Origin of the sequence: Campylobacter estrildidarum (assembly GCF_005406205.1) — a bacterium.
Lineage (GTDB): Bacteria > Campylobacterota > Campylobacteria > Campylobacterales > Campylobacteraceae > Campylobacter_D > Campylobacter_D estrildidarum.
On record NZ_NXLZ01000003.1, the window covers coordinates 1 to 12,151 of the forward strand.

Genomic DNA, 12,151 nt, shown 5'->3' on the forward strand with positions numbered 1-12,151 from the left:
TAATTCATATAGATTTTGTAAAGCAGCGGTTCCACCTAATGATAAATTTTTTACATTCATTCCCTTATTTTTTAAACCTTGCGTAATTCCATTTTTAAACGCAAAATTACTTTCGCCAAGTAAAACTACATTTTTCATAGAGATTTCCTGAAGTTTTTGTTATAATTTTAAAGAGCTTATTTTATCAAAAAATAAAATAAAAAAATAAAAATTAATATAATATTTATAAAAAAATATTAATAAATTATAAATTCACCTCAGAACTAAGCTCCCATATAGGCAAAAAAATACCAAGAGCCAAAAATAAAACTAACATCGCTACAAACAAAGTCATCAAAGGTTCAAGCAAGATTAAAAACCTATCCATAAGATTTTCCATTTTATTTTCATAGTATTTTGAAATTTCTTCACTTAAAAACTCGAGTTTTGAACTTTTCATCGCGATATTTAACATAGAAAGTACTAAAGGATCAAAGATATCTATCTTTTTAAAGGCACTACCAATTTCAAGCCCAGAATCTATAAAAGATAGAAGTTCTTTATATTTTGAAATGATTTGTTTATTTTGAAGTCCTAAAATTGATAAATTAAAAGCCTTAGAAAGCGAAATTCCATTTTTTAAAAGTAAGGAAAAAACCATAAAAAAATAATAATTTTGACTATAAACGATAAAATTTGAAAATAAGGGTATTTTTAAAAAAATAAAATCGCAAATATAAGCAAAGGAATAAGATTTTTTATACATAAGAAAAACAAGGATAAAAATAAATACCAATAGAAAAGCAAATATTAAAATATAATCTTGCAAAAAATTATAAATTTGAAGTATTATTATCGTTATTAAGGGCAAATTGACATTTAAATTTTCAAATAAATCTTTGAAATTAGGTATTACAAAAAGCATTAAAAAAATAAAAGCTACACAAACGCTAATAAAAACAAATAAAGGATATCTTATAGCCTTTTTAAATCTCTTTTGATTTTCTAAGTTTTTTTCTCTAAGTTTGGCAATTTGTAAGAAATTTTCACTTAATTTTCCAGTATTTTCCGCCGTTTTAATCAAAGCTAATTCTGCGTAATTTAATCCAAAATCAGCATTTTCAAAAGCAAGGCTTAAATTTTGTCCTAAAAGTAAATTATCAAGAACTCTGCTTATGCTTTTAAAAGAATGAATTTTCATAAGTTCCTTAAAAGCCTCTTGTATGCTTAATCCTGCCTCACAAAGCAAAGATAATTCTTTAAAAAAGAGTATAAGATACTCACTATTTATTTTTCTAAAATAGTTTTTTTTCTTCTCTTTAATATTGATAATTTTCCAATTTTTATTTAAAGCTTTAGCTTGTGCAATATTTAAATTTTCAGCTCTCATAAGCCTTTTATATCTTTTTTCGTCTTTAATGATTTCAAGTTCATAAAGTTTCATTTAGAACCCTTAAAAGCTCATCAATACTTGTTATACCTTCTCTTGCTTTTTGCAAACCTTGTTCAAACATAGTTTGAAAGCCTTTATCTTTTGCAAGTTTTAAAATTTCATTCTTGCTTTTATTTTCTCTAATGGCTTGTGCTATATCATCATCTATATTTAAGCTCTCTACAACCAATTCTCTACCCATAAATCCACTTTGATGACAATATTCACACCCCTTAGCCTCAAAAAATTCTCCTTGAAATTGCTCATATTTATTGCTTTTTTGTTTGCATCTTGGACAAAGCTTTCTTACTAAACGCTGTGCGATAATCAAGCTAAGCGAAGAAGCAATCAAATAAGGCTTTGCTTTCATATCCAAAAGCCTATCTATTGTAGAAAGTGCATCATTTGTATGCAAAGTACTTAAAAGCAAATGTCCGGTTAAAGAAGCTTTTAAAGCAATATCTAGACTTTCCTCATCACGAATTTCTCCTATCATAATAATATCTGGATCTTGCCTTAAAATTGCTCTTAAAACATTATTAAATTCAAATCCTACTTTAGAATTAAGCAAAATTTGCTGAATCAAAGGCATTTTATATTCTATAGGATCTTCCGCTGTAATAATTTTCTTTTCTATACTCTTTAATGCATTCAAACAAGCGTATAAAGTAGTACTTTTACCACTTCCTGTTGGTCCTGTTAATAAAATCATTCCGTTTGGGGCATATAAATTCTTTTTTAAAATTTCGATATTTATTTTTCCCAAATTTAGTTTTTCAAGCTCTAAAATTTCTTTATCGTGTTTTAAAATCCTTATAACTACACTTTCACCATTTAATAAAGGTAAAGATGAAATTCTAAAATCATATTTTTTATCTTTAAATGTAAACTCAAAACTACCATCTTGTGCTTTTCTTGATTCTGCAACATTTAAATGGGCTAAAAATTTGATATAAAAAACCAATGCTTCATAAATATCTTTTTCAAGATCAACAAATTTTAGCAAAACGCCATCAACTCTAAATCTTATCAAAGCATCATTAACCTTAGATTCTATGTGAATATCACTGGTATTTATTTTAAGTGCTTCTTCAAGTATAAAATAAAAAATTTGACTGATACAAGTTTGGCTTTCTTTTACGCCTTCTTGCCATTCAAGTCTAAGTTTAACACTTAATTTTTTTAACTCATCTTTTATGCGAAGATTATTTAAAATTTTTAAAATCTTAAATTCATCAGTAAGCACAACTTCAATTTTTTCAATATCTGTAAAAATTTTTATTTGCTCTAAAAGTTCTAAAGAACAAGGTTTAGCGCTGACCACATACAAAATATTTGCATTTTTTATAGGTAAAATTTGAAATTTAAAAAGAATGTTAAAAGGAAAACTTTCGCAAAATTTTTCATCCAAATCATTTAACTCAATATATTTCATATTTAAAAAAGAGGCTAAATTCTTTAAGAAATCTTCACTTTTAATGCCAAAATTTTGATAAATTTGCTCAAGATTTATTTTTTGATTTAAATAATTCTCAAATAAGCTTTTATCAATCATTTTCCAACTCTTTATCCAATTCAATAAATCCATAAGAATCTAAATATACATTTAAAGCTTTTTCAGCTTGATTTTTATTACCCAAAGCTATTTGAGCCTTAGCAAATATTAGCCAAGAATCCTCAGTTTTTTTATCGATATCATTAGCCTTTAAAGCCCAAAAAATAGATTTTTTATAATCTTTAATCCTATAATATTCACGAGCTAAAATTAAAGCTCTTTCATAACTAGGATTTTTATAAAAATTATTTTTTAATTTAGCGATGCTAAACACTTTAGAATCAATTTGCATCTTAGAGATGGTGTGATTATTTTCTTGTATGAGTTTTGCTCTTGTTATTTTATTTTTTTCCTGTAAGATCTTAGCTTTTATAATGTTTTGTTCTAACTCTTTTTTATAATTTAAAGCTTCTAAAGATATTGATTTTTGTTTATAATGATTTTGCACGATTAAAAAAATAAAATAAATCAATAAACCAATAAAAACTAGATAAAACAAATTTTTTAAAAATTTTTTAAATAAATATTTTTTATAAGCATTCTCAAGTTCGCGCACTCTTTCTTGCATATTCATTTTAAAAATCCATTCTCCAAAGCACAAAGTTTTAATACATAATCTTGACTTTTTGTATTTTTAAAATAAACATTGAGTTCGCAAAAACTTTTAAGCATTTTATCAACGTGTCTTAAATTTCCTTTATAAAATTTCATTATTATTTTCATTGCTTTATTGGAAAAATTAATATTAAATTTTAATTGGATATACTGATGAAGTTCTCTAGTATTAAGTTTTTCAAGCCAAAAAATCGTCTCAAAACGACTTTTAAAATAATCTTTTTCAAAAAGATCTATTTTTTTATGAGAACTCAAAACAAAACTCATTTGATCACTATAAATTCTAATCAGTTCTAGTATTTTTATCTCATACATACCCACTTCATCGAGTATCAAAACATCCTTTTTTCTTTTTTTAACGATGTCTTTAAATTCTTTCTCATCTGAAAAAATTTCATCGATATAATCAATATCATGATATTTTGCTAATCTTTGCAATAAAACGCTCTTACCACTCCCACTTAAGCCACAAATTAAGATCAAGGTTTTATGTTTTAAACTCTCATTTATCCTTGAAAAAATTTCTTCCCTTAAATTCACAATTTTATTCATAATATTTAAATCCTAAATCCCTAAGACTTGGAAAATTAGCATTATCAACTATAGTAGGTGTTATGATAAAAACAATTTCTGTCACATCCGATATCTCCTCATCAGATTTAAATAAAGCTCCTATTAAGGGAATATTGGACAAAAAATTAACAGAATGCTTATTTTCACCATTATTTCTTGAAATAAGCCCACCTAAAATAAGAGTTTGATTGTTTTCAACCTGAACAACGCTTGATAGCTTTTTTTGGATCGTATCTGGAGCGATGGTGCGTGGCTCTTTTTGTCTTTTCTTATCTTCTGGATATTTAAAGTCACTCAAACTTGGGTTGATTCTAAGCATTATTTTACCATCATCAGAAATTTCTGGCAAAATATTAAGCAAAATTCCTATAAAAATAGAATAATTGCTATAACTTTCACTCACTGTTGTCCCATTTTCAGTTCCTTTGGAGCTTTCTTTCACTTGATAGTTAATCGTATCGCCAACTGAAATAATCGCTTGTTGGTTATTTAAAGCCATGAGCTTAGGATTGGAAAGTACATAAGTTTTTCCATTTTGAGAAAGAAAGTTGATAATAGAATCAAAATTTAAATTTGCCCTAAAACCTAAATTTTTCACAAAACCTTGTCCATTTTGAAAATGGATAAAAGAATTTTCGCCACTTTTTGTTTTGGAATTAAAATCCAAATTAAAATTTTGCCAATTGATGCCGCTAGAATGGCTTTTATTTAGATTTACAGCGATAATACTAACATCAATAATCACTTGCTTTTTTAAACGATTTTCAAGTTTTTGCAAATATTCTCTAACGCGTTCTAATTGAGAATGAGTGCCTGTAACTATTATAATTCCAGCATTTGAATTAACTATAGGTGCTTTTATTTCGTAGCTTTCATGAGAAGAATTAAGCAACATAGTGATTTCTTTTTCTATATTTTGCCAAAAATCAAATTTTTCCATACTTTTAATCATATTATCTTCATTATCTTCAAACGAAGTTTTAAATTCACTTTGCCTTGGTTTTGCATCTACTGAAGCTTTAGTGATACTTTGACCTTCTCTAACTGAAGTGATATAACTTATTTTAAAAATCTTTGTTTTTAAGGCTGAAATTTTCAAAACCTTGCCATTAAATTCATAAAATAAATCATGCTCTTTGATAAAAAGATTAAAAATCTCATCTAAACTCATCTGATGTATATTGATATCATTTTGAATGGTTTTTAATTTTTCTTTAGCGATCTTATCTTTTACGATAATACTAAATGAGCAATAATTTGCAAGTTCTCTAAGACTTTCCTCTAAACTTGTATTTTCATGGATATTGATATCAAATAAACGTTTTTGACAATCTAAAGCATAAAGGATTTGAGTAAAAAATAAAATCTTAATAAATATTAATCTTATCATTGGTTTTAAAATTGATTTTAAAATTTAAAGTATCGTATTGTAATACTATATCTTTTTTATTGACTTCAACAATTAAAGCACCGTCAATTCTATCACCTTTTTTATACCAATGATTATTGATTTTTACTTGATCTAGCATGATAGCTGCTATATTAAGTTTTTTGATTTTTTCAAGAGTGGGGTTTAAAAAAGGATTTTGAAGATTTTCAAGATCCACATCACTCTTAGTATTTAAAGATCTAAAATACTCTTCAAAATCGTCTTGTGCCATTGAGAAAGTGAAACACAAACAAATGGCACAAAAAAATCTTTGCATTGCAAATTTTAGTTTTCTAATTCGTTACTAAAATCAGCCATAGCAATACGTTTTAATTGTCTATAACGACGTTGCGCATCTTTTTTGTTTCTTTCGAACAATTCTTTTGCGTGATCTGGATTTGATTTTTTCAAAGCATTGTAACGAACTTCATTCATTAAAAAGCTTTCATAAAGATCCCATTCAGGCTCTTTTCCAGCTAAGGTTAATGGATTTTTTCCTTGCTCTTGCAAACGAGGATCGAAAGTATAAAGTGGCCAATAACCGCATTTTGTAGCAAGCTCACTTTGTTCTCCAGAATAACCAAGACCACCTTTAATACCATGTGCTATACAAGGAGAATAACAAATAACTAAAGAAGGACCATCATAAGCTTCAGCTGCAACCAATGCCTTAACCAAATGACTATAGTTTGCAGCAGAATTTACTTGAGCTACATAAATATAACCGTAAGTCATTGCAATTTGACCTAAATCTTTTTTCTGGACAGGCTTACCCGCAGCAGCAAATTGTGCTACGGCACCGGTGCGAGATGATTTAGAGCTTTGACCTCCAGTATTAGAATAAACTTCAGTATCAAGAACCAAAACATTTACATTCTCACCACTTGCTAAAACATGATCAAGACCACCATATCCAATATCATAAGCCCAGCCATCACCACCGAAGATCCAGTGAGATTTTTTGCTTAAATATTGTTTTAAATCTAAAATTTCCTGAACTGCTTTAATATCTTTATTTTGTTCTAAAATTGGAACTAATTTATTTCTAATTTCAACTGAAGCAGTGCTATCATTTTTATTTGCAATCCATTCTTTGAAAAGTGCTGCTAAAGCATTTGGAACTTGCTGCATATTTTCATTCATAATAGCTTCAATACGATGTCTTGTAGTTTCAGTAGCAACTTTCATCCCTAAACCAAATTCCGCATTGTCTTCAAATAAAGAATTACCCCAAGCAGGACCATGTCCATTTTTAACACTTTTTCTATAAGGAGTAGAAGGAGCTGAAGCACCATAAATTGAACTACAACCTGTTGCATTAGCAATGATCATTCTTTCTCCAAATAATCTTGTAATCAAAGTAATATAAGGAGTTTCACCACAACCTGGGCATGCACCATGGAATTCAAACAATGGTTGTGCAAATTGTGCACCTTTTGTGCTTTCTTTATTTAAAATTTCATCTTTGTAAGTGATTTCTTTAAATAAATAATCAGCATTTTCTTGCTCTCCAAAATCCATTTCTTCTTGAAGTGGAACCATAACTAATGATTTTTCTTTAGTTGGACACTCATGAACACAAAGCTCACAACCTGTACAATCAAGAGGAGAAACTTGAATTTTAAAGCTTAATTTTTCACCTTTAGTTCCTTTAGCTTCTAAAGCGTGTTCTTTAACTCCACGTGGAGCTTTTGACATTTCTTCATCATTGATTAAGAATGGTCTAATAACTGCATGTGGGCACACAGACGCACATTGGTTACATTGGATACAATTTGCCTCAATCCATCTTGGAACCATAACGCCTACACCACGTTTTTCATACTCAGTAGTACCGTGTTCAAAACTTCCATCTTCGTGGCCTAAAAATGCTGAAACAGGTAAATCATCGCCTTTAGCGGCATTCATAGGTTTAACGATTTTTTCAACAAATTCAGTACCTTTGTAAGCATTAGTTTGTTCTTTTTCTTTAATTTCTAGATTTTTCCAGCTAGGATCTACTTCTACTTTTACAAGTCCATCCGCACCCACATCAATAGCTTTATAGTTCATTTCTACAATAGCATCGCCTTTTTTGCTATAAGATTTGTAAGCAAATTCTTTCATATATTTTTGTGCATCTTCATAAGGAATGATTTTTGCAAGTTTAAAGAATGCTGATTGCATAATAGTATTTGTACGATTACCAAGTCCTATTTCACGTGCTAGTTTTGTCGCATTGATAATATAGAAATTAATTTCTTTCTCTGCCAAAGTTTTCTTAACAGAATCAGGGATTTGTCTGATAGTTTCTTCAGCACTCCAAATACTATTTAAAAGGAAGGTTCCACCCTTTCTAATTCCTGCTAATACATCATAAAGCTCTAGATAAGCTGCTACTGAACAGGCTATGAAGTGAGGTGTTGATACAAGATAAGTTGAACGAATTGGTTTTTTAGAGAAACGCAAATGACTTCTTGTATAACCCCCTGATTTTTTAGAATCATATGCAAAATAAGCTTGTGCATAAAAATCAGTTTTATCCCCGATAATTTTAATAGAGTTTTTATTAGCACCTACTGTTCCATCAGCACCCAAACCATAGAATAAACATTCTATTGTACTTTCATCTCCAAGAGAAATTTTTTCTCCGGTTGGTAAAGATGTGTTGGTTACATCATCAACTATACCTACTGTAAAGCCATTTTTTGGATTATCAAGTTTTAAATTTTCAAATACAGCAATCATTTGTGCAGGATCAACATCTTTAGAAGAAAGTCCATATCTTCCACCTACAATAATTGGGGTATTTTCTCTTCCATAGAAAGCTGATTTTACATCAAGATAAAGTGGTTCTCCTAAGCTACCTGGCTCTTTAGTTCTATCAAGTACTGCAATTTTTTTAACTGATTTTGGCATTACATCAAAGAAATATTTTAAACTGAATGGTCTATAAAGATAAACTTTGAAAACACCAACTTTTTCACCTTTTGCATTTAAATAATCCACAACTTCTTCAAGAGCTTGAGTCACAGAACCCATAGCAATAATAATGCGATCAGGCTCTTTATGTCCATAATAAGTAAATGGTTTATATTCTCTACCAGTAATTTTTGAAATTTCTTGCATATATTCATTAACAACATCTGGTAGAGCATCATAAAAGCGATTTGCTAACTCTCTAGTTTGGAAGTATATATCGTCATTTTGGGCTGTTCCACGTGTTTTTGGATGCTCTGGATTTAAAGCACCATTTCTAAATTCTAATAGAGCTTTTCTATCCAATAATCTATCAAAATGCTCATAATCCATCACTTCGACTTTTTGAATTTCATGACTTGTTCTAAAACCATCAAAGAAATGTAAAAATGGAACTCTACCTTTAATAGCAGCTAAATGTGCCACTCCAGCTAAATCCATAGTTTCTTGAACAGAATGAGAACAAAGCATTGCAAAACCAATTTGTCTTGCCGCATAAATATCTTGATGATCCCCAAAAATAGACAAAGCTTGAGATGCTAAAGAACGTGCTGCAACGTGTATAACACAAGGTAAAAGTTGTCCTGCAATTTTATACATATTTGGAATTTTTAATAATAAACCTTGAGATGCGGTATAAGTTGTTGTTAAAGCACCCGCTTGCAAAGATCCGTGAACACTACCCGCTGCACCTGCTTCACTTTGCATTTCAACAATTTTTACAGGCACTCCAAATAAATTTTTCTTTCCCGCGGCAGCCCATATATCAGTATAATCTGCCATAGGAGAACTTGGAGTAATAGGATAAATACCAGCTACCTCTGTAAAAGCATATGCTGCATATGCTGCAGCTTCATTTCCATCCATAGTTTTCATTACTTTACTCATTAAGACCTTCCTTAATCAATATTTTTATCAATAAGACTATACTACGAATTCTCTTAAAAGGTGTTTAACAAAAACTTGAAATTTGTTTAATATTTTAGTATATAACAAATTGCTTCATGTGCATTTGGAAAAATTTGGCAATATTTTTTTAATTCACTCTCATCACCAAAACCACAACTTAAAGCTATAGGAGTAATATTCGCGGCTAAAGAAGCTTGTATATCTAAAATAGTATCACCTATCATATAAGCATTTTCTTGAGTTTTATTTAATTTTTTTAACGCTAAAAGTATAGGTTCGGGATCTGGCTTTGGGTTTTTAACATCATCAAGCGTAATTAAAGTTTTAAAAAAATGTTTAATCCCTAAATGCTCAAGCAAAATAGGAGTTAATGTTCCGCCCTTAGTTGTTACTATACCTAAATCAGCAAAAGTATAAGCAAGAGATAAAGCTTGATCGACTTTTGGAAATAAAGTTGTCTGTTCTAAATAAATTTTAGAATAACACTCACGATAAATTTTCGTAAATTCATCAATCAAATTAGAATTACTAGAATAAAGCATTGAGAACATATTTTTCAAAGGATGGCCTATAAGCTCTTTAATTTTTTTATCTTCTTTTACATCCAAATTAAGAAATCTTAAGGCATCTTTGAATGAATTTAAGATGGCATTTGTAGAATCTATCAAAGTGCCATCTAAATCAAATAAAATAGTATATTTCATTGTCTTTGCTTGAGTATAAATTTAGCCTCTACTCTTCTATTATCAGCTCTTCCTTCTTTGGTAGCATTACTTGATCTAGGATATTTATCACCATATCCTACTGTTTTTATGCGAATTTTTTCAACTCCATATTTTTCAAGCTCTTTAGCGACACTTTGAGCACGTTTCTCTGAAAGTTTTTTATTGTAAGCTTTTGAACCTACATTATCAGTATGTCCTTCAAGAATGGTATTGTAATTTTTATTTTCATCTAAAATTTTAGCAATTTCTTTGATTTTTTGACTAAAAATTGGATTGATATTAGTTTTATCAAAGCCAAAATGTCCTTCCAAAGAAATCACTTTTTCTTTTCCATTCTCATCAAGAATAAATGTTTTTACTTGTGTATTTTTTCCAGTTTGTTTAGCTAAAGGTTGTTGAGATTTATTTTTTAAATTTTGCTTTTTTTCTCCACCAAAACCAAAACTAATGCCTAAAGTTGCAATCCAATTATGATTTGCGTTATTAAAATCAATTTGATCTCTTGTTTCAAGTCTTAAAGCCAAAGAATCACTTAAATTAAATTTAATTCCTGCTCCATATTGTCCAAATCCGCCACTTTTATTATCATAAGCGGCATTGGAAAAATTCTCATAACCACCTCCAGCTAGACCATAAAAATAAAATCTTTTATTTAAATCAAATCCTTTAATTGCGTTTAAATAAGTCCTAGATATATCTGTAGTTTCATGAGTATTAGCATATTTTACGTTTGAATAATATTCAAAACCTAATTCCACTTGATCTAGCCAAAAATCATCAAAATGATAACCAAGTCTAATACCAGGAGTGTAACGATTTTTCATGTCTAAATTACCCTCAAAATAATTATAATTAAAATTCGGAGTGACTTCAAATTTAATATTTTGATCAGCACCAAATAAAATACTCGCTAAACCTAAACCCAATAATAACTTTTTCATAAGAAAATCCTTATTGACAATAAATTTTAAACAAAAAATTATAACATAAAAATAGAAAAAAAGAGAAATAATTCAAAGTATAAAAATAAGTAGCGAGAAAATTCTCGCTGTAAAAGATTAACGTTTAGAAAATTGAGGGCTTCTTCTTGCTTTGCGACGACCGTATTTTTTACGCTCTACAGTTCTACTGTCTCTTGTTAGAAGTCCTTTTGGTTTTAATAAGGCTCTAAAATCTGCATCCATAGCCGCTAAAGCTCTTGCAATACCATGCCTTAAAGCTTCAGCTTGAGCACTATAACCACCACCTAAAGTAGTCGCTTTAATATCCATAGAAGTTTCTTGCTTAGTAGCAAGTAAAGGTTGAACCACTTTAAGCTTAATAGCTTCATGTCCGCCAAGCCAAGTATTTAAATCAACACCATTAACGCTGATTTTACCACTACCTGGTTTTACCCAAACTTTTGCAATAGCGGTTTTTCTTTTACCTGTTGCATATGTTGTTGCCATATTATTTTCCTTCTTTAGCAATTTGTGCTGTATGTGGATGCTCACTGCCAGCATATATTTTTAGTTTTTTAAGCATTGCTCTACCCAAATTTGTTTTAGGAAGCATACCTCTAACTGCTAATTTATATAATTTAGCAGGATTTTTTTGAAGTAAATCTCCAAATTTTTCACTTTTTACACTTCCAAAATATCCAGAATGCCTATGATAAAGCTTATCTTCAGCCTTATTAGCACCTGTAAATACAGCTTTTGATGCATTGATAATGACTACATAATCTCCACAATCAACATTAGGTGTAAAACAAGGTTTATTTTTACCTCTTAAAATTGTCGCTACTTCGGTTAAAAGACGACCAAATCTTTTTCCTTCTGCGTCTAAAACAATCCATTCTCGCTTTACTTCGTTTGGCTTTGTTATCTGTGTCATATTTTTTACCTTTGCCAAAAATTTAAAATGTGATTGTATAAAAAATAATCTTAATATTTACTTAATTTAAGTTTAAATAAAGAAATAATAAGCTTAAATAT

Annotated in this window: 11 protein-coding genes; all 11 read right to left on the reverse strand. The window is 29.2% G+C overall.

Features of this window, described 5'->3' with window-relative positions; genetic code table 11:
• Positions 1–244 precede the first annotated feature (244 nt).
• The 11 genes from CQA69_RS02060 to rplM all read right to left on the reverse strand — a co-directional run bounded on the left by CQA69_RS02060 (position 245) and on the right by rplM (position 12,050).
• On the reverse strand, positions 245–1,423 hold the full coding sequence (locus CQA69_RS02060; protein ID WP_137620183.1) for a type II secretion system F family protein: 1,179 nt from the start codon (positions 1,421–1,423) through the stop codon (positions 245–247).
• Positions 1,410–2,966 (reverse strand): GspE/PulE family protein, encoded by a 1,557-nt coding sequence (locus CQA69_RS02065; RefSeq protein WP_137620184.1) that lies wholly within the window; start codon positions 2,964–2,966, stop codon positions 1,410–1,412. The genes CQA69_RS02060 and CQA69_RS02065 overlap by 14 nt, the downstream gene beginning before the upstream one ends.
• Entirely contained in the window at positions 2,959–3,534 is a 576-nt protein-coding gene (locus CQA69_RS02070) for a CDC27 family protein (RefSeq protein ID WP_137620331.1), read from the reverse strand. Before CQA69_RS02070 ends, CQA69_RS02065 begins: the two co-directional genes overlap by 8 nt.
• 2 nt (positions 3,535–3,536) lie before the next feature.
• On the reverse strand, positions 3,537–4,133 hold the full coding sequence (locus CQA69_RS02075) for a P-loop NTPase family protein (RefSeq protein ID WP_137620185.1): 597 nt from the start codon (positions 4,131–4,133) through the stop codon (positions 3,537–3,539).
• On the reverse strand, positions 4,126–5,544 hold the full coding sequence (mshL, locus tag CQA69_RS02080) for a pilus (MSHA type) biogenesis protein MshL (protein WP_137620186.1): 1,419 nt from the start codon (positions 5,542–5,544) through the stop codon (positions 4,126–4,128). The genes CQA69_RS02075 and mshL overlap by 8 nt, the downstream gene beginning before the upstream one ends.
• On the reverse strand, positions 5,522–5,860 hold the full coding sequence (locus CQA69_RS02085) for a transformation system protein (protein WP_407924063.1): 339 nt from the start codon (positions 5,858–5,860) through the stop codon (positions 5,522–5,524). The genes mshL and CQA69_RS02085 overlap by 23 nt, the downstream gene beginning before the upstream one ends.
• Before the next feature lie 8 nt (positions 5,861–5,868).
• On the reverse strand, positions 5,869–9,429 hold the full coding sequence (nifJ, locus tag CQA69_RS02090; protein WP_137620187.1) for a pyruvate:ferredoxin (flavodoxin) oxidoreductase: 3,561 nt from the start codon (positions 9,427–9,429) through the stop codon (positions 5,869–5,871).
• Positions 9,430–9,515: 86 nt separating this feature from the next.
• Positions 9,516–10,154 (reverse strand): HAD family hydrolase, encoded by a 639-nt coding sequence (locus CQA69_RS02095; RefSeq protein WP_137620188.1) that lies wholly within the window; start codon positions 10,152–10,154, stop codon positions 9,516–9,518.
• Positions 10,151–11,116, reverse strand: a complete 966-nt coding sequence (locus CQA69_RS02100) for an OmpA family protein (protein ID WP_137620189.1) — start codon at positions 11,114–11,116, stop codon at positions 10,151–10,153. The genes CQA69_RS02095 and CQA69_RS02100 overlap by 4 nt, the downstream gene beginning before the upstream one ends.
• 117 nt (positions 11,117–11,233) lie before the next feature.
• Positions 11,234–11,623, reverse strand: coding sequence for a 30S ribosomal protein S9 (rpsI, locus tag CQA69_RS02105; protein WP_137620190.1), 390 nt, complete (start codon positions 11,621–11,623; stop codon positions 11,234–11,236).
• Between the two features lies 1 nt (position 11,624).
• Positions 11,625–12,050, reverse strand: coding sequence for a 50S ribosomal protein L13 (gene rplM / locus CQA69_RS02110; protein ID WP_137620191.1), 426 nt, complete (start codon positions 12,048–12,050; stop codon positions 11,625–11,627).
• Between the last annotated feature and the right edge of the window lie 101 nt (positions 12,051–12,151).

Coding starts and splice junctions, on each gene's coding strand:
- CQA69_RS02065 (WP_137620184.1), bottom strand. CDS start 2,966: ATGATTGATAAAAGCTTATTTGAGAATTATTTAAATCAAAAAATAAAT.
- CQA69_RS02100 (WP_137620189.1), bottom strand. CDS start 11,116: ATGAAAAAGTTATTATTGGGTTTAGGTTTAGCGAGTATTTTATTTGGT.
- nifJ (WP_137620187.1), bottom strand. CDS start 9,429: ATGAGTAAAGTAATGAAAACTATGGATGGAAATGAAGCTGCAGCATAT.
- mshL (WP_137620186.1), bottom strand. CDS start 5,544: ATGATAAGATTAATATTTATTAAGATTTTATTTTTTACTCAAATCCTT.
- CQA69_RS02060 (WP_137620183.1), bottom strand. CDS start 1,423: ATGAAACTTTATGAACTTGAAATCATTAAAGACGAAAAAAGATATAAA.
- CQA69_RS02085 (WP_407924063.1), bottom strand. CDS start 5,860: ATGCAAAGATTTTTTTGTGCCATTTGTTTGTGTTTCACTTTCTCAATG.
- CQA69_RS02075 (WP_137620185.1), bottom strand. CDS start 4,133: ATGAATAAAATTGTGAATTTAAGGGAAGAAATTTTTTCAAGGATAAAT.
- rplM (WP_137620191.1), bottom strand. CDS start 12,050: ATGACACAGATAACAAAGCCAAACGAAGTAAAGCGAGAATGGATTGTT.
- rpsI (WP_137620190.1), bottom strand. CDS start 11,623: ATGGCAACAACATATGCAACAGGTAAAAGAAAAACCGCTATTGCAAAA.
- CQA69_RS02070 (WP_137620331.1), bottom strand. CDS start 3,534: ATGCAAGAAAGAGTGCGCGAACTTGAGAATGCTTATAAAAAATATTTA.
- CQA69_RS02095 (WP_137620188.1), bottom strand. CDS start 10,154: ATGAAATATACTATTTTATTTGATTTAGATGGCACTTTGATAGATTCT.